15 protein-coding genes are annotated in these 17,526 nt (G+C 56.4%); all 15 read right to left on the reverse strand.

Annotated elements, in window-relative coordinates:
* Positions 1-15: 15 nt before the first annotated feature.
* A complete protein-coding gene (locus MKZ24_RS27080) occupies positions 16-1,086 on the reverse strand; it encodes a dihydrodipicolinate synthase family protein (protein WP_340788592.1) in 1,071 nt (356 codons plus the stop codon).
* Positions 1,086-2,102, reverse strand: a complete 1,017-nt coding sequence (locus tag MKZ24_RS27085; RefSeq protein ID WP_340790223.1) for an NAD-dependent epimerase/dehydratase family protein — start codon at positions 2,100-2,102, stop codon at positions 1,086-1,088. The genes MKZ24_RS27080 and MKZ24_RS27085 overlap by 1 nt, the downstream gene beginning before the upstream one ends.
* A gap of 57 nt (positions 2,103-2,159) precedes the next feature.
* On the reverse strand, positions 2,160-4,022 hold the full coding sequence (locus tag MKZ24_RS27090) for an IlvD/Edd family dehydratase (protein ID WP_340788594.1): 1,863 nt from the start codon (positions 4,020-4,022) through the stop codon (positions 2,160-2,162).
* Positions 3,973-4,812 (reverse strand): amidohydrolase family protein, encoded by an 840-nt coding sequence (locus MKZ24_RS27095; RefSeq protein WP_052416209.1) that lies wholly within the window; start codon positions 4,810-4,812, stop codon positions 3,973-3,975. The genes MKZ24_RS27090 and MKZ24_RS27095 overlap by 50 nt, the downstream gene beginning before the upstream one ends.
* Before the next feature lie 18 nt (positions 4,813-4,830).
* Entirely contained in the window at positions 4,831-5,592 is a 762-nt protein-coding gene (locus MKZ24_RS27100; protein WP_042234758.1) for an SDR family NAD(P)-dependent oxidoreductase, read from the reverse strand.
* A 25-nt stretch (positions 5,593-5,617) separates the two neighbouring features.
* A complete protein-coding gene (locus tag MKZ24_RS27105; protein WP_340788600.1) occupies positions 5,618-6,274 on the reverse strand; it encodes an RraA family protein in 657 nt (218 codons plus the stop codon).
* Positions 6,275-6,322: 48 nt separating this feature from the next.
* A complete protein-coding gene (locus MKZ24_RS27110; protein ID WP_340788602.1) occupies positions 6,323-7,327 on the reverse strand; it encodes a Gfo/Idh/MocA family protein in 1,005 nt (334 codons plus the stop codon).
* Complete coding sequence (locus MKZ24_RS27115; protein ID WP_340788605.1) at positions 7,324-8,325, reverse strand: Gfo/Idh/MocA family protein; 1,002 nt, start codon at positions 8,323-8,325, stop codon at positions 7,324-7,326. The genes MKZ24_RS27110 and MKZ24_RS27115 overlap by 4 nt, the downstream gene beginning before the upstream one ends.
* Positions 8,326-8,404: 79 nt before the next feature.
* Positions 8,405-9,310 carry a Gfo/Idh/MocA family protein gene (locus MKZ24_RS27120; RefSeq protein ID WP_340788607.1) on the reverse strand — a complete coding sequence of 302 codons (906 nt, stop codon included), beginning with the start codon at positions 9,308-9,310 and terminating at the stop codon, positions 8,405-8,407.
* Between the two features lie 354 nt (positions 9,311-9,664).
* Entirely contained in the window at positions 9,665-10,729 is a 1,065-nt protein-coding gene (locus MKZ24_RS27125; protein WP_042234747.1) for a glycosyltransferase family 4 protein, read from the reverse strand.
* Positions 10,726-12,618: a WD40 repeat domain-containing protein gene (locus MKZ24_RS27130; RefSeq protein WP_340788611.1), complete on the reverse strand. Its 1,893-nt coding sequence runs from the start codon at positions 12,616-12,618 to the stop codon at positions 10,726-10,728. Before MKZ24_RS27130 ends, MKZ24_RS27125 begins: the two co-directional genes overlap by 4 nt.
* Positions 12,619-12,620: 2 nt before the next feature.
* Complete coding sequence (locus MKZ24_RS27135; protein ID WP_340788614.1) at positions 12,621-13,676, reverse strand: zinc-dependent alcohol dehydrogenase; 1,056 nt, start codon at positions 13,674-13,676, stop codon at positions 12,621-12,623.
* An 89-nt stretch (positions 13,677-13,765) separates the two neighbouring features.
* Positions 13,766-14,644, reverse strand: coding sequence for a carbohydrate ABC transporter permease (locus MKZ24_RS27140; protein WP_340788616.1), 879 nt, complete (start codon positions 14,642-14,644; stop codon positions 13,766-13,768).
* Positions 14,645-14,727: 83 nt separating this feature from the next.
* Positions 14,728-15,693, reverse strand: a complete 966-nt coding sequence (locus MKZ24_RS27145) for an ABC transporter permease (RefSeq protein ID WP_445324175.1) — start codon at positions 15,691-15,693, stop codon at positions 14,728-14,730.
* Positions 15,694-15,800: 107 nt separating this feature from the next.
* Entirely contained in the window at positions 15,801-17,465 is a 1,665-nt protein-coding gene (locus MKZ24_RS27150) for an extracellular solute-binding protein (protein ID WP_340788618.1), read from the reverse strand.
* Positions 17,466-17,526: the final 61 nt, after the last annotated feature.

Here is a 17,526-nt window from a genome sequence, read left to right on the forward strand (position 1 = left end):
GTGCGGACGCCTCTTTTACCGGAGCCATTCCTCCAAATGCGCTGCCACGAATTCATCATCCGTGAGATGGGGATAATCCCTCGCGACTCTGCTGATCTCCTCCAGCTGCCCGGGTGAGAGCTGCTCCTCCGGATTCAGGCACCATAAGCCTTCAAGCAGCCCCTGGCGGCGCAGCGCCTCATGAATGCCCGGAATACAGCCGTGAAATTGATGGGCCGGATCAAACAAAGCCGCGTTGCTGTCGGTCACCTCAATGCCAAGGGTCAGCCAGCTGGATGACAGGGTAGCCTCATTGCGGATTTTTCGGATCGTATCCAGAAGGTGAACCGCTTTGCTTGTCCAGACCGCCCAGTGACCAAGAAGCCCGCCGACAATTTTCTTCTCCATGGGTTCCCCGTTAACCTTGAAGCGGTAGGTGGTGAGCAGATCCGTGACGATATTATCGTCATTGCCGGTATAGAGAGCGATTTCGCTGCTGCGGCTGGACTCCATCACCGCCCGGACCACATCGAGGCTCTGATAACGGTTGAACGGTGCCATTTTGATCGCGATAACGCCTTCAATCTCTGCAAAGCTCCGCCAAAAGTCAACGCTTAAGATCCGGCCGCCTACAGAAGGCTGCAGATAGAAGCCGAAGACAGGAATCACATCCGCCACTCTCCTTGTGCGTTCCAGCAGCTGCGCCTCGCTCCAGTCCTGCAGTCCGCCCATGCTGAGAAGTCCCGCCTCATAGCCCAGACCTGCCGCGAGCTGCGCTTCCCGGACAGCCTGCTCCGTGTCTCCGCATATGCCTGCCACCTTCAGGAAAGGACGGGTAAGGCCGGCACGCTCCACTTCTTCCGCAGCCAGCCTAAGCACCGGCTCCAACAGCCCGATCCCGGGGTCCCTGATTTCGAACTGCGTGGAATGCACGGCCACAGCAACTCCGCCTGCCCCGGAGGCGATATAATAACGGGTCAATGCCCGCTGGCGGCGCTCATCCAGCTTGCGTTCTGCCGTAAGGGCCAGAGGATGCGCCGGAATCGCCAGACCTTCATGCAGCGCTTCATAGAGCTCCGGAGTTAACGGTTGTCTGCTCGCTCCCATTAATAGTTGCCCTCCCGTTCCTGAAAATGTGTCGGCTTGTTCCAGGTCTCGCTGCCCGCAGCCACCCAGTCCGCGACCCAATCGATCATCTGTGCCAGCGATACCCGGGGATATCCGAAGGAAGCCGCTGCCTTCGCAGCATTGCTCAGCAGGGCTTCCGGGGCTTCTGCACCCGTGAAGACAGGCTCAGTCCCCAGCCTGCGGCCGATTTCCGCGGCCGCCCAGCGCAGCGACACCGTCTCCGGTCCGGTGATGTTCATGACATTCGGCGGCGAGCTGCAGCGGAGCAAGGCGCGCAGGGCAAGCTCATTGGCATCTCCCTGCCAGATGACATTGGCGTGCCCCATCGTCAGATCGATGGGCCGCTGCTCCTTGACGGATCGGGCAAGCTCCAGCAGAACGCCATAGCGCAAGTCTATGGCATAATTGAGCCGGTAGATGAACATCGGCGTATTGTTCTTATGCGAGAAATGCTCGAAGATCCGCTCTCGCCCCAGACAGGACTGTCCATACTCGCCGTTCGCATTCGGTGAGGTGCGTTCCGTTGCTCCGCCTTGGCCCACCGGCGTGAACGGGTAGACATTGCCTGTCGAGAAGACGACAATCCGCGAATCGCGGAAGCGCTCCGCCACACGCCCAGGCAGATAAGCGTTCATCATCCAGGTGAAATGCTCATTGCCTGTTGTGCCGAATTTATTGCCGGCCATGTACAGGATATTCTTCGTGTCAGGCAGTGCCCGCAGCGCGCTGTCGTCAGACAAATCCGCCGCGATCACCTCCACTCCGGCTTCAATTAATTCTTGCTTCAATGCCTCATTCGAGAAGCGGGAGACGCCAATTACCTTCTTGTCCAGCCCGGCCTCCCGGATGGCATTCACGGCCAGCCTGGCCAGGCTCGGGCCCATTTTTCCGCCTACTCCGAGCAGCATGATATCCCCGTCGAGCTGGGCGAGCTCCTCCAGCAGTGCGGCAGACGGACGGGCCAGCCGGTCTTCCAGCTCCTGAACAGACCGGATCACAGCTTGCGTTGGCATTTGCATAAGAATTCTCCTTTAGGTGGATAAAATTTATGGTTAGTCCTGCTTGGCTCCGTCCAGCAGCTCCCGGCGAAGCTCTGCCGGCAGCAGGAAATCGAAATCACAGCCCAGATTCGCCTGCAGCACGCGCTCATGGAACAGCAGGCCGTAGCCTCTGTCATAATGGGGCTCCGGCGCCTTCCAGGCAGCCCGCCGCCGGGCCAGCTCCTCATCCGGCACCTTCAGGACCAGCCTTCTCGCGGCAATATCCAGCTCGATTTCATCGCCGTCCTGTACCAGCGCCAGGGTTCCTCCTACAGCCGCTTCCGGCGCCGCATGCACGATCAGGGCGCCGTAGGAGGTACCGCTGATCCGTGCATCAGAGATGCGGACCATGTCTCTTATGCCGCGCACCAGCAGCTTCTGCGGGATCGGGATCTGCCCGATCTCCGGCATCGCGGGCGCACCTTTGGGGCCGGCGTTCTTGAGCACCAGTACACTGTGCTCATCTACCGCAAGCTCCGGGTCGTCGATCCGCAGCTGGAGATCCGCCGGGCTCTCGAACACCACGGCGCGCCCGGTGTGCCGCTTCAGATGCGCTGATACCGCCGTCTGCTTAATCAGCGCGCCATCCGGGGCCAGATTGCCGCGCAGCACGGCAATTCCGCCCTCTCTGTCCAGCGGCTCCGCCACGCTGCGGATCACCTCCCGGTCCAGCGTGACCGCCTGGACCAGATTCTCCGTAACCGTCCGGCCGGTTACGGTCAGGCAGCCGCCATGCAGCAGCGGCTCCAGCTCCTTCATCAGCGCAGGCACGCCGCCTGCTTCGAAATACTCCTCCATCTGATATTTGCCCGAAGGCCGCAGATTCAGAATGAACGGCGTCCGGCGGCTGATGTCATCGAATGTCTCCAGCGGCAGCTTCCGGCCCAGCCGCTGGGAAATCGCCACCAGATGGATGATGGCATTCGTGGAGCCGCCGCTGGCCATCGTGACCGTGATGGCATTCTCCATTGCCTCTGCCGTCATGATGTCGCGCGGGCGGATATCCCGCCGCACCAGCTCTACAATCTGCTTGCCGGTCCGCTCAGAGAGATGCCTGCGGCGGCTGTCCGGCGCGGGGATGGCCGCGCACCCCGGCAGCGCCATGCCAATGGCTTCGGCAATCGAGGCCATGGTGCTGGCTGTGCCCATCACCATGCAGTGCCCGTCGCTGCGGCAGATGGCGTCCTCCGCCACCGCCAGCTCCGCATCGGTGAGATTTCCCGCTTTATGCTCCAGCGTGAAGCCGTAGCAGTCGGTGCAGGCGCCCAGGCTGCGTCCGCCCAGGCGGCCGTTCAGCATCGGCCCGCCCGTGAGCACAATGGCCGGAATGTTCACACTTGCCGCGGCCATCAGCTGGGCAGGCACTGTTTTGTCACAGCCGCCGAGCAGCACCACCCCGTCTATGGGGTGGCCCTTCATCATTTCCTCCGTGTCCATCGCCATCAGGTTGCGCAGCAGCATCGTCGTCGGCTTGACATAAGGCTCGCCGATCGATATCGTCGGGAATTCCATCGGCACCCCGCCAGCCTGCCAGACCCCGCGCTTCACATAATCCACCAGCTCATTAAAGTGCGAATGGCACTTGTTCAGCTCACTGAAGGTATTGCAGATGCCGATGACCGGCTTGCGCAGATCCTCTTCTGTATATCCCATCGACTTTGTAAACGAACGGTGAATGAAGCCCCACAGATCTTTTTCCTGGAAATAGGCTTCACTCTTCAGTCTGCGTCCGGCGGCACCGCTCCCGTCACTGTCCGCCCGGCTGGTTTCCGTATGCTCCTCCATGCTCCATCTCCCTTTGGCTTCCAGCCTGCTGTTGTACCACTTAGACCAGCCCGAGGATTTCCGGTGTCGGCCGGTGAATAATGTCTTCAATGAAATCCTCCGCTACACGCGGCAGCTTCGTTCCCTCCACCAGATCATTGATCCGGTACAAGGCATCCAGCATCTGCTGCGTCCCGAAGAACGGATAGTCCGAGCCGAACAGCAGCTTGTCCTGCACCCCGTATTCCGCAGCGGAGACCAGTGCATTATAGAATTGCCACGGCCGGCTGCCGAGTGCAGACACGTCCATGTACAGGTTAGGATGCTTGCGCACCAGCGAGATGCATTCATCCACCCAGGGGTGGCCCATATGGGCTACGATCATTTTCAGCTTCGGAAAAGCCCTGGCAATTGGATCAAGCATCGCCGGGCGGGAAGCATCCAGGTACCCCTCTGGGACAAAGGATGTTCCCTGATGCCATAGAACCGGAACGTTCAGTTGCTCCGCCTTAGCATAGAGCGACATATGCTTCGGATCCTCCGGATAAAAGTTCTGATAGATCGGGGCCAGCTTCAGTCCCTTCAGCCCCAGCTCGCGGACAGCCGTTTCGAACTTGCCTACACAGTCCAGATCATTCGGATCTACGCTGGCAAAACCAAACAGCCTTCCCGGGTCCGTCCGGCAGTATTCCGCCACATATTCATTCGGCACCACCAGCCCGGTCGCAGACGCCGCCATCGCCAGTACTATGGCTCCCGAGAATCCTTCCAGGTTGCCCCGGTGCTGCTCCGGTGTAGCCTCAATATTCATATCCGGGCCCCAGGCACGCTTGATCGCGGCATCCGTAGGTCCGGCCACCATTCCCGGTCCAAACAAATGAGTGTGTGAATCAAAAATCATCTCTGCACCTCCTTCAAGCTACAATTCACTTCCGTTAGCCAGATGTCCGCCATCTACACGGACCGTTTCCCCCGTCACATACGCTGCTTCGTCTGAGGCCAGGAAGAGAAACACATTCGCAACCTCCTCTGGAGCCGCTGCCCGTTTCATCGGGGTATGCTCCGAATGGGACGGCAGTCCGCCTTCCTCACGCAGCCTGCGGTCCAGCGGGGTATCCACGAAGCCCGGTGCCACTGCATTGACCCGGATACCATACGGAGCCAGCTCTACCGCCATAGACTCTGTGAGCAGGATAACGGCAGCCTTGGAAGCATTGTAATGCGCAAGCTCCGCGCTGGCCGATATTCCGTTTTTGGAGCTCATATTGATAATTGCACCGCCCCCGCCCTGGCCAATCATCTGCCTGGCGGCCAGCTGTCCAAGCAAGTATACCGCACGGACATTGATCTCGAAGACTGCGTTCCAGTGCTCCAAGGAAATATCAAGAAAGGATTCCCTATAAGCAATTCCTGCATTATTCACAATGATGTCAACTCCGCCAAAGTGCGCGAATGCCCTAGCGGCAGACGCCTCAAGCTGTGCCGGGTCGCGCAGATCGCAGACCTCCGTGGTCCAGCTTCCGCTGTAGTCTGCCAGTTCATCAGCGGCAGTAAGCAGCTCTGCTTCGCTGCGGTCCAGCAGGACCACGCGGGCCCCCTCCTCCAGGAAACGGCGGGCAATCGCCAGCCCGATGCCCCGCCCGGCGCCGGTTACCAGCACTCTTTTTCCAGCCAGCCTCATGATGTAGACACCCCGCCTTCATGGTTTAGAGTACTCCGTATTTATCGTAGACCTGCCGCAGTGTGGAGCCCGCCAGCAGCTCATCGCGTGTATGATTCTCGCGTGTCGCCTTATCCGTCGCCAGTGCGAACACTTCATCAATGATGGCGCCCGGTATCACCACGACACCGTCACGATCGCCGAAGATAATGTCGCCGGGATTCACCAGCACACCTCCGCACAGCACCGGAATATCGTAGTCGATAACGATCCCGCGTCCCTGCGAATCTACCGGCTTGGTGCCGGTGGCGAAGACGGGAAAGCCCAGCTCCAGAATTTTGGCCGTATCCCGGATTAAGCCGTCCACAATGGCACCCCGCCCGCCGCGCATCTTGGAGGCCGTTGACAGTAGCTCCCCCCACAGGCCATTCTGCCTGGATTCATTCGTGCAGCCGATCACAATCTCTCCCGGCTTGACGCTGTCTACCGCTTCTATCTCCTTGGCGTAAGGGTCTTCCGGCAGATGATGAATATCCACGGACAGAACGGTTTTGGCACGTCCAGCCACCACCCAGGAGGGATCGACCGGATTGATATTCTCGCGCATCACCTGATTGCGGTAGCCGAGCAGATCCAGCGTATCGGAGATAACTGCCGAATAGAGCGTTTCACACATCGTATCGAATAGCTTCTGATCGTCCATTGTTCATCCCGCCTCTTTAATGTGGTTACATACCTTCAAATCCTGGCGTTACCTGTGCAGCTTAACCGGTTGTCCTTCCTGTACGGAACGATAGGCATTCAATGCGACCTCCGCCGATCTGAGACCATCCAGTCCGGTCACCGGTACCGGCGAGCCTTCCAGTAGCGCCTGCACGAATGCCTGCAGCATTAGTCCGTTCATATCGTCTCCCCAGAAGGACCAGCTGCCTTTGCCGGATGCTCTGCCATACACATTGTTCTTCTGATTGAAGGCATCGATGGAGATGACTCCCTCTGTCCCGATGATCTGCAGGGTCACATCCCCCCAGGTGGGAAATCCGGGATTACGCGACCAGCTCGGGTCCAGAACGCCGAACACGCCATTTGCAAAAGTGACATGCACCATGCCGGAATCATCAATTGTCCGCTTGTGCTCAGGATCGAATAAGGTTCCCGCATAGGCATAGACCTGCTCGACCGTAGAGCCGGTGAACCAGTTCATCAGATCCATCACATGAACTGTATGATCCAGCACAGCGCCACCGCCCGAAATCGAGGGCTCGGCGAACCACGCCGGACCCGGGAACGAACCTCTGTTGGTTCCTTTAAAAGCTATAATCTCTCCGATCTCCCCCCTGTCAAATGCCTCCTTGGCCCGGACCACCGGGGTTAGAAAGCGGCAGGGAAAAGCGGTCATCAGCTGGACCCCCTTGGCTTCACAGTCTGCAATCATCCGCTCCATCTCCCCGGCAGAGAGGCCAAGCGGCTTCTCGCAGAGAACATGCTTGCCTGCTTCAGCAGCGGCAAGGGTATGCTCCGCATGCTGAACATTCTCCGAGCATATGATCACCGCATCTATCGACGCATCGGCCAGCAGTTCGCGGTAATCGCTGTAGTAAGGGATGGCATGGCGCCTGGCCAATTCCTCTGTCCGCTCCGGCACGGGATCAGCGATTCCGCCTACCGTCACCTCCGGCATCTGCTGAAGACAGGCCAGATAATCATAGGCATGGGCATGGGCGAAGCTGATCATTCCCACATTGAGACGTCTCATAGAATCCCTCCTTTGGCATTGAGCTTAACGGGAAGTCCGGTTGCCCCTGAGCTCACGGCAGCTTCCGCCCAGCGTACAGCCTGAACGGCATCTTCTGCCGTGACCTTAGGCTCCGCACCGCTGGCAATGCACCGCAGGAAATGCTCCAGCTCTTCATAATAGGGATCTTTCAGCAGCACACTTGCCGGGGTCTCCACGAACCCCGGAGCAGACCCCGAGGCAGCTGCCCGCCGGACATGCACGCTCTCCCCGTCCGGTGTTCCGCCCGAGATAATGATTTCCGCACCGGCATATTCAAAAGCTGTATGAAACGCGCCCGGATACCCCCAGAAAGCCTCCAGCTGAGCAAGGGTTCCGTTCCGGAAGCGGAAGGTCGCGGAAGCATAGTTCATCGTCTCCGTCCGATGCTCAAAGGCATACACCTCCTCCGCTTCGCCAAAGGTCCCGCGGATATAATCGATATCGTGAATCATCAGATCCACAATCACGCCGCCGCTCAGTGCCGGGTCGCGGAACCATTCCTGAACCTGGCCGGGATGCGAGCCTGCTCTCTTGGCATGATAGATGCCGCCCCCGCCTCCGCCATGCTGCCTGATCCCTTCCGCAAGCTGGCTGTAGGCGGGGAAGAAGCGGACCACATGTCCTACAAATAACCGGACACCCTTACTGCTGCAGTAACGGACCGCCTCCTCCGCTTCCCTGGAAGTCAGCGCCAGCGGCTTCTCGCAGATCACATGTGCACCGTAGTCCGCTGCCAGCCGTACCATCGGCACATGCAGATAGGTAGGTACAGCTATACTGACCACCTCCGGTTTCTCCCGTTCGAGCATTTCCTGTGCCGTCAGGTAATACTTCACACCTGCCTGCAATCCAAGCCTCTCGGCTGCTTCCCCGTTGATATCGCATACCGCGATAAGCTGAGCCTCAGGCATGGACATATATCTGTCCGCATGAATGTTTCCCATCCCGCCGCAGCCGATCACTGCTGTCTTGAGCATTCCGTTTCTCCCCTTTCCGAATGTAACTCTTTATTACAAAAGAACGGCCTGTCCGTATCTTCGGGTACGATTAAGCTCCTTACAGAAGCACGGTCTGTCCGGTCTCCCTGCTCTCATTAGCCGCTTCAATAAAACGGATCAGCTCCAGGGTCACCGCCGGGCTTACGGGCGGAGGCGCTCCACCCGCCATCAACAGAAACTGCCTCAGCAGATTCTGATGGCCTGCCTCATAGTGCCCGCCCAGCGCATTCACTGCGGTGCTGCCCCGTTCCCTGTGCAGCACCGCAGTGAAATCGGAGCCGCCGGTCACGTTGCCGCGCAGGGTTCCGATCCGGCTGTCAGTCCACTGCCCGACTGCCCATTCCTGGACTTCATTACTCAGCGCTTTCACTGAAATGCAGCCTCTGCCAAGCGCCGCGTACAGCATCTCTGCGGTATGAATGCCGTACCAGAAGAATCCCGGCTGGGTCGGCTGCAGCTCGAATGGACCGCAGCAGTCCGCTCCTACTATGGAACCTGCACTCTCATCTTTAAGCGCCGCATTCAGCGGACCGCCGAACCGGACCATCGAGCTGGAGAAAACAGGCGTCCCGCAGCTTGCTGCAAGCTCCATGATGACCCGGGCATCCGCGCTGGTGACCGCAAGCGGCTTGTCGATGAACACCGGCTTGCCGTAGGGTGCGAGCACCGCGAACTGTTCACGGTGTACTCTTCCGTCTACAGAAGTCAGCATGACCGCATCTGCTCTCTCGGCTACTTCAGCAATGGAAGACACCAGCTCGACACCGTAGTGCTCCTGCAGCTCCCTGCTGATCGCTTCCACCCGTGAGGCGCTTAACGGGAAATCCGCTGAGCCTCCGGCATACCCGCAAGTCAGCCTCCCGCCGGGTACATGCAGCGGATGGGACACATGGTTCAGCAGCGAAGCATAGATTCTGCTGTGTGAGGTATCCATGCCCACCATACCAATGTTCAGCTCTTTCAACTCTGCACCTCCGCCCGCGTAGACTTGGGTTAACTAGTACTTGCAGCAACTGATGTGTTCTGTTCCAAATGGATGTTCAGGGATAGTTATATATAGTTGTATAATGTACAATCAAAAAAGCTCAAAAGGGATGCTTGCATCATATAACTGCAGTCTGTACAACTAAATTTGCCCGAATGGGCCAGAACCAAGGTAGCGAGGCAGATTAGTTGTACCAAATACAACTAAACGGATCATGGGGTGAAAATCAGACGATTTAGTTGTACAAACTCCCATGACGCCTCTCCGTATATTTTTAAGTTCAATCTATATAGCAGTTAATGAACGCCCCCTTGTGCCTGCGGACAATGTAGATTAACTGTGGTATGCACGTTCCCTTACGCAACGTTCCAGCAGCGCCATGTATGCTTTTCCAACCTCTTCAATGCTATACACCGTTCTTGCCTTCTGCTCGCCCAAGGTCACCAAGCGTTCCCGCAGGGCGTTCTGTTCGAGCAGCAGGGCCACACGCCGGACACATTCCTCTTCATTTCCGGAAGCATACAGCGATACACTCAGCTCATCGTCCAGCAGCTCAGGCAACGCTCCGACCTCCGGCACGACAACCGGACACCGGCAGGCCATCGCCTCAAGCACAGTCATCCCGAAGGATTCATTGCTGGTAGTACTGACATACACCCCGCCACTCCCGGCAACCGCAGAATAATAATGGTGCATCTCTTCATAATCCACTTTGGGCAGCCACTCAAAATGCCGGATTCCCAGCTCCTGCACTCTCGCCCGGAGTTTGCCGGTAATTTCTTCGGGAGCGGTGTAACCGCCGACAAGCAGGAACTGCAGGTCCGGGAATTGCGTATTCAGCCTGCCTGCTATGTTCATGAAGGACTCCCAGTTTTTATGCCGGTCCAGCTTGCCTACCCACAATAGCGTAGGCGGACGCTTACCGGAGAGAGGCTCATATCTGAATAGACCGGTATCCAGGCAGTTGTTAATATGAAAAGCATCTGTAATCCCGATTCCCTCCAGCATTTCCTTCATATAGGTAGAGGGTGTGATGACATAGTGAAAGGGCAGACTGTCCCTGGATTCAGCCAGCATCCGCAAGGGCTCTTCATAGGTGGTGTGCACCTCGTGAATGATCAGCTTCCGTTCTTCCGCCGGTCCCAGCGCTTCATACAGCTCATAGGTATCAATGGTGATGATTACGTCAAAGTCATGCACCTTAATGTAGCTCCTGATTTCATCAGTTGTTCCGAGGATACGGACATGCGCATAGCCTTCAAAAGCGCCGGCCCCGCCGTAGTCCTCAAGAAAAGCAAAATGCACCTCCGCACGGCCGCGCAGAAACTTAAGCCTGTTCGCCAGCTGCGTGGTGACTCCGCCCAGCAGGCAAAATTTGTAGAAATATAGGATTTTCATGATTCCTCCTGACTTGCCGTCAAGGCCTGCATCCGGTACAGCGCGGTTGACCTGGCAAAAAACAGTTCCCCTTCGCCGTCCACCGCAAGCAGCCGGGCATCGTCGTCCAGCAGCTCAAGCCTGTCATGGCGCACATCATATTGGAACAGTATTTTCATTGCGGTCCCATACAATATGCCTTCCCTGTACAGCAGCTCGTTGCCTCCCCGCCAGAAGTGGGTCATTCCTTCCCAATCCGCCGGGCATACCCGAATCATCCTTTCAGTCTCCAGCGTGAACGGATTAAACAGGAAGAGCAGCCCTGCAGTGAGTCCCCATACCTTGCCTTCATCATCCAGCGCCAGCGCCGGGATGGCCTTTTCTCCCGGTACCGGAACGCCCTCCCACACCTTGCGGCGGGTGTTCACATCCCAGATCATCAGGGACGCTTCCGTCCGCTCCGGCGCTATGCCGAGCCCTCCCCAGACAGAGCCTCCGGCGAACAACAGGTCTTTTCCAGCGGCCAATGACACGATGCTCTGCTGCGGCAGCAGCCCTCTGAACACTTCACGCGCCCCGGTTCCGGGATGCAGCAGGGTTAATGCACCTCCATGCCGGCCGTAGGATGGTACGGTTCCGATAGCCAGCTCTTCTCCCGCCCGGGTCCAGGCAAAAGCACGGTCCTGTTCTTCGCCTTGCAGGGAGAAAGCCAGCCTGGGATTAAGGCCGGGATTCCATTCCCGTGACGGGTCATAAGCGAAAATATTCGCTTTGGGGTACACTCCCAGATACATAATGCCGCCGGCTTCCATCATGCCCTCAATCTGCCCGATCCCCCGGCGGGATATGATTTCCGAGGTGGCCGGATCGTAACTGGCCAGTCCGCCGGCGAAATAACCGCCGGTATACAATTTCCCTTCCGGCCCCCAAGCCAGGGACTGCAGGTGAACCGGCTGCCCCTGCAGCATGAAATCCATGACCGTGTGCCGGTCATGCTCCGGATCATAGATCCAGCAGGTCCCGTCCCTGTGCACACCTGCCAGGCAGCTTCCCTGCGGATTCAGCGGATGACCCTCCAGCCAGCCGTAGTCTCCTGCCGGTTCCGGCATGGCAAATGAAGTAGGAGTAAGTATGCCTGTTGCCAATGCATAACGCTGCAGAACATCATCCTTGATGAAATAGATGTTCCCGTGACGGTCAGGCGGTGACACACTGAGTCCACTTACATGATCGATAGAATTCTCCCACCGGCGCAGCTTCAGATCATAGATATATAATCTCGAACTCGGTGTTATCCGAATTATCAGCTTACTGTGTACAATATTCAGATCATACACCAGCTGCTCTGTGCGGCTCTCTTCCGGCAGGCTGATCTCAATCCGTCCACCTGTCTCTGTGTCCAGTTCCACAATATGCGGACACCGGGTTCCGGCCCCCACGTACAGCTTGCCCTCCAAGGCTTGCATGCACCGGGCATATTGCTCTCCGTCCACCATGGCGCCGTAATCTCTGAACTGTCCCGTGGACGGGTTATATTGAAAGACTTTGCCGCCCGGATAGCAGCCTCCATAGATGTTGCCTGCGTTGTCGGCGGCAAGCCGCCAGGTGTAGAACTCGCCTGGAATCATCTCCCCCAGGTTCTCGATGCCCTGTTCATGCGTAAATCTGTATAGAATCCCGCTGCCGCCGATGTAGATTCCGCTGGCCGCCGCAACCACTCCCCAGCAATGATCCGAGCCTTCCAGCGCGAATTGCTGCACCGGCTGGGTACCAGTAGGATCAAGTACAAACAGCATGCAGGGACTGCCGGAGGATACGGCATAGATCCGGTCCTGCCCCTGCCGCTTGCCATAGGCCGATGCCCATACCGCAAGCCCGTTCAGCGGCTCGCCGATCCGCAGCGCCTCCATTATTATTGCCCCTCCCGGGCTTGGGCTGCAGCGGGCTCCGCCTCCTGAACACCGGTTACAGGATAAGCAAGCACCGCCCCCAGCAGCTCTGCCGGAGATTGAGCATACTGTAAGAACGCATCGGCTGAACGCTCCAGGGGGAACACCTTGCTGATCAGCGGTCCAACCTGAATATCGCCTTCAGCGATCAGCCGGATGTATTCCGCCATGTTGCGTCCTTCGGTCCAGCGGACGTAGCCATAAGGATAATCAATCCCTTGCTTTTCATAGACAGGATCGTAACGGCCCGGACCGCCTGCTCTGGAGATCAGTACCTGCGCTTCCTTCCCGAACATCAGCTCCCGCGAGAAGTCCGCCCTCACATCTCCGACCAGCAGCACCTTCCCCTGGTTCCTCACCCATTCCAGCGCCTGATCGACAAGCCCGCCGGACTTGCCCCCGGCACAGATCATTACGGCATCCGCTCCCATTCCCGCCGTCAAATGTTCCAGATGCGAGCTGACCTGCTCCGGACTCACTGCAATGTGGCGGATGCCCAGGCTCTCAGCGATGCTGCAGCGCGCTTCAAGCAGATCATAGACGATGACCCGGCAGCCGGCAGCCCTGGCAATTTGCGCAATCAGCTGGCCGAGAATCCCTGCTCCAATCAGCACCAGCGTCTCGCCGAACTGCAGGTCAGCCTGCCTTACAGCATGCACTGCGATGGCTCCAAGACCCACCGTTGACGCTTCCACCGGACTGACATGCTCCGGAACCGGCACCATTAGATGCTGTGGCATCAGCAGCCATTCCGCGTGTTTCGCATAAGGCCCCCCATAACAGGCCACCCGCTGTCCAACTGGCCAATGCTCCATTCCCCGTCCCAGGGACCGGATGATCCCTACTGCACTATATCCGAGAACTATGGGTTTCGGGCGGTGAGCACCATTCATCATCATTTCTGTTCCGGGACTGATGGCCGAATATTCAGTCTCAACGAGCACGAATCCGTCCTCCAGCACCGGAGCGGGAATATCAGCCACGTTAATTTCACCATTCTGGGATAGTACCGCCTTCATATAGCCTCTCTCCTCCCGACTGCTTCGCGCAGATTACGGTGCGAATGTTGTTTTCTCTATTTATGCTCTGTTTCTGCTCCCTTACCCGTTCACTCTTTCAGTGCACCGATCATGACGCCTTTGACGAAATACTTCTGCAAAAACGGATAGATCATCAGAATAGGCACCGTTGCGATAATAATCGTCGCGAACTTGATAGATTCACTGATGCGGAACACCTCATCCTGTGTAACACCGGCCAGCATATTCTGCGCGGAGGACTGAATCAGAATTTCCCGCAAAATCAGCTGCAGCGGAAACAGATCACGGTCCTGCAAATAAATCATCGCCGAGAACCAGCTGTTCCAGTGTCCCACCGCATAGAACAGTGTCATTACCGCCAGTACAGGCATTGATAACGGCAGTACAATCCGCAGCAGAATGCGGAAGTCATGGGCACCGTCGATTTTGGCCGATTCCACCAGACTCTCCGGTATGGACTGGAAGAAGGTCCGCATCACGATCAGGTTAAAGGCACTGACCGCACCCGGCAGCAGCAGCGCCCATCTTGTATCGTACATTCCGAGCTCACGCACATTCAGATAGGCAGGAATCAGCCCCCCGCTGAAGAACATCGTAAATACGATGAACGCCATAATCAGGCTGCGCCCCTCCAGATTCCTTCTGGACAGCGGATAAGCTCCAAGTGTAGTTAGAACCAAATTGATAAAAGTGCCCGCGATGACATAAATGAACGTATTCCCGTAAGCAGTCCAGATCCGCTGGTCCTCAAAAACCAGCTTATAAGCATCCACATTGAAGCCCTTCGGCCAGAAGCTGATCTCGCCGGCGGCGATGGCATGCGCATCACTGAATGAGGATACCAGTACATACCACATGGGATACAAGAACAGGAAGGAACAGAAGATTAGGAACAGAACATTGCAGCTGTCAAATATCACTTCCGGAATGCTGCGTTTGATGACCACTGTCTTCCCTCCTAAGAGTTTAATGGAGCTATATTTCCTGTGTGAACAGCGCAATTAAACTTGCTTCGGAAGCATAGCTTCCCTCACCATAAGCTGCTCTCGGTGGTCTTCCGGCTGATCCGGTTCGCCAGCACCAGCAGCGTAAAGTTGATCACGGAGTTGAACAGTCCCACCGCCGCCGAGAAGCTGTAATCAGCTTCCATGACACCGCGTCTGTAGACAAAGGTGGAGATGACGTCTGCCGTGACGTAGGTTCCCGGATTATACAGCAATATAATTTTGTCCCAGCCCACATTCAGCAGGGTCCCGACATTCAGAATCAACAGGATCAGCACTGTGGGCAGAATTCCCGGCAGTGTAATGTGGGTAAGCTGCTTCCAGCGCCCGGCCCCGTCCACAACTGCAGCCTCATAGAGGCTTGGGTTAATGCCGGACAAGGCTGCAAGATAGATGATAGAGTTCCAGCCCAGGCTCTGCCACATGCCTGAACCGACATAAATGGTGCGGAACCACTCCGGCAGGATCAGAAACTGAATCGGCTCAGAGATGATTCCCATGCCGAGCAGCAGGCTGTTGATAATGCCTCCGGGCTTCGTGAAGTCAATAATCATGCCGCAGATGACAATTAATGAAATGAAATGCGGCAGATAAGACACCGTCTGCAGGAAGGACTTCAGCTTTTTGATCCGCAGCTCATTAAGCAATAGGGCGAAGACCAGCGAAGCCGGAAAAATGAACAACAGCGAATAAAAGCTCATTAGGAAGGTGTTCTTCAGCAAACGGAAGAAATAATAGCTCTCAAAAAACTTCTCGAAATTTTTGAAGCCCACCCAGGGGCTGCCGGCCACACCTGCGAAAGGATTGAAATCTTTGAAGGCGATTATCGCCCCGTACATTGGTTTGTATTCAAAGATGAGGAAATACAGCACAGTAGGCAGCAGCATGAGATAGAGATAACGGTTAGCCATCATACGCTTCAGCGAAAGGGAACTCCGTTTCGTCTGCTGTTTCCTGCTTTTAGCCTTGATTGCATTTACAGGTACTGCCATAGGGGGCTCCTTTCCCGGACAGAGGCGAGGGTACCGGTTATCTTAGTGCCAGGAGGCTGCCGAAATTTCCGCAGCCCGCCCGGCTAAGACAGACAGCCCTGCTCCGCTTATTTTCCTTTAAAACGCTCATATGCAGCCTGGTACTGCTTCAGCACCTCACCAATCCCCATTTGTTCCAGCTGCTTCATGACTTTGTCATAATCATCGAAGCTCTGGCGTCCCATAATCTGGGCATTGATCGTTTCAGCCACATAAGTCTGAATGTCAGCCATAAGCGGAACCACAATTTCATTTTCTTCAGCCGTGAATTGTACGGGCGGCAGCTTCGCGTCAAAGTCAATATAATCCTTGTAAATCTCCAGCGGATTCTCCGTTTGTCCGTTCGCTTCACGGATCTGTTCGGCATAACGGGTATCGGCCACTGTAGCCCAGCTTCCGCCGCCGATGGTATGATTCAGCAGCTCCTGCGTATTGGTCAACCCGTTGGTAGGATGAGTAACCTCTTCATTATATACCGGCTCGCCGTTCACCAGATCATAAGACTTGCCTTCCACCCCGAAATTGTTCAGCAGAATGCCTTCTTCAGAATACTGGTAGTCCAGCCACTTCATCACTTCTTGGGGATGTGCAGTCTTCGAAGATACAGCAAGTCCATGGGCCGCAGCCTGCCAGCGGAAGGAGACATGGCGCTGATCACCGCCCGGCCCCTTTGGAGGAATGGCTGCTGCAATTTTGAAGGTGTCATGCTTGCCTTCCATCAGCGTTGTGAAGTTCCCCATGTAGGACCCCGACCAGCCGAACCAGGCACCGGCCACATCCGTAGTCACCTTCTCGGTCAGCGTCTGGAACGTTGTGTCCACCAGATAGTTCGGGTCCAGCAGCTGTTCTTCATATAGACGGTTCAGATAGGCAACCACGTCCTTGAACCGCGGATCGTTAGGCCCGAATTTGACTTCACCGTTATCCACGAAGAACCCGTATTCGACACCAAAGGCCGGTGCGAACAGCATCATAATGTTCTCCAGATTGACGGTGACGAGCGGAATTTCATCTTTTTTGCCATTACCATTGGGATCCTGCTCCCTAAAGGCTTTAAGCATCTTATACCAGTCTTCTGTAGTTTGCGGCATCTGGAGTCCCAGCTTCTCCACCCAGTCACTGCGGACCTGAGGGAACATTTGGGTCAAATCCTGGGAATCGAGTACGAGGTTCGGCAGATAATAGATATGCCCTTCAGGCGAGGTGATTTGTCCCCGGATATCCGGGTGGTCATCAAGAAGCTTTTTGAAGTTCGGTGCATATTGATCAATCAAATCTTCCAGTGGAAGGAGCGCTCCCTGAGCGCCGTATTTGCCGGAGTCCGTCCCCCACAGATCGTTATAGATAATATCGGGAAGCTTGCCGGAGGACATCAGCAGACTGAATGCTTCTGCGCTGGCTTCTGTACTGTGCTGAAAGTTGATATGAATGTTGGTGTTCTCTTCCATTTGCTGAAAGGAGTACTTCTCATTAAAATCGGTTCCCCGGAAATTCCCCCCGCTTGGGGACCAAAGGGACAGCTCCAGCTTGTCCGCCACAATCGGCACCTGGAGGCCGCCAACGGACCGGCTTCCTTCTACAGGAGCAGCCGTCTCACTCTGAGCACCCGAAGAGGCCGATGGTTCAGCGGCGTTGCCTCCATTATTGTTTGACCCTCCACAGGCGGACACCAGTGTAACGAGCAGTGTCAGGACCGGCAACAGCAGAGCTAGCTTCCTTTTAGCAACATTCATAATTCAGCCCCCTATTAATAAGTAAAAGTAAGATAATTCCTATGAGATATTTACTAACACA

The sequence above is a fragment of the Paenibacillus sp. FSL R7-0297 genome (genome assembly GCF_038009025.1).
GTDB lineage: Bacteria > Bacillota > Bacilli > Paenibacillales > Paenibacillaceae > Paenibacillus_AQ.

Coding starts and splice junctions, on each gene's coding strand:
- MKZ24_RS27080 (WP_340788592.1), bottom strand. CDS start 1,086: ATGGGAGCGAGCAGACAACCGTTAACTCCGGAGCTCTATGAAGCGCTG.
- MKZ24_RS27095 (WP_052416209.1), bottom strand. CDS start 4,812: ATGATTTTTGATTCACACACTCATTTGTTTGGACCGGGAATGGTGGCC.
- MKZ24_RS27100 (WP_042234758.1), bottom strand. CDS start 5,592: ATGAGGCTGGCTGGAAAAAGAGTGCTGGTAACCGGCGCCGGGCGGGGC.
- MKZ24_RS27105 (WP_340788600.1), bottom strand. CDS start 6,274: ATGGACGATCAGAAGCTATTCGATACGATGTGTGAAACGCTCTATTCG.
- MKZ24_RS27110 (WP_340788602.1), bottom strand. CDS start 7,327: ATGAGACGTCTCAATGTGGGAATGATCAGCTTCGCCCATGCCCATGCC.
- MKZ24_RS27115 (WP_340788605.1), bottom strand. CDS start 8,325: ATGCTCAAGACAGCAGTGATCGGCTGCGGCGGGATGGGAAACATTCAT.
- MKZ24_RS27125 (WP_042234747.1), bottom strand. CDS start 10,729: ATGAAAATCCTATATTTCTACAAATTTTGCCTGCTGGGCGGAGTCACC.
- MKZ24_RS27130 (WP_340788611.1), bottom strand. CDS start 12,618: ATGGAGGCGCTGCGGATCGGCGAGCCGCTGAACGGGCTTGCGGTATGG.
- MKZ24_RS27135 (WP_340788614.1), bottom strand. CDS start 13,676: ATGAAGGCGGTACTATCCCAGAATGGTGAAATTAACGTGGCTGATATT.
- MKZ24_RS27145 (WP_445324175.1), bottom strand. CDS start 15,693: ATGGCAGTACCTGTAAATGCAATCAAGGCTAAAAGCAGGAAACAGCAG.
- MKZ24_RS27150 (WP_340788618.1), bottom strand. CDS start 17,465: ATGAATGTTGCTAAAAGGAAGCTAGCTCTGCTGTTGCCGGTCCTGACA.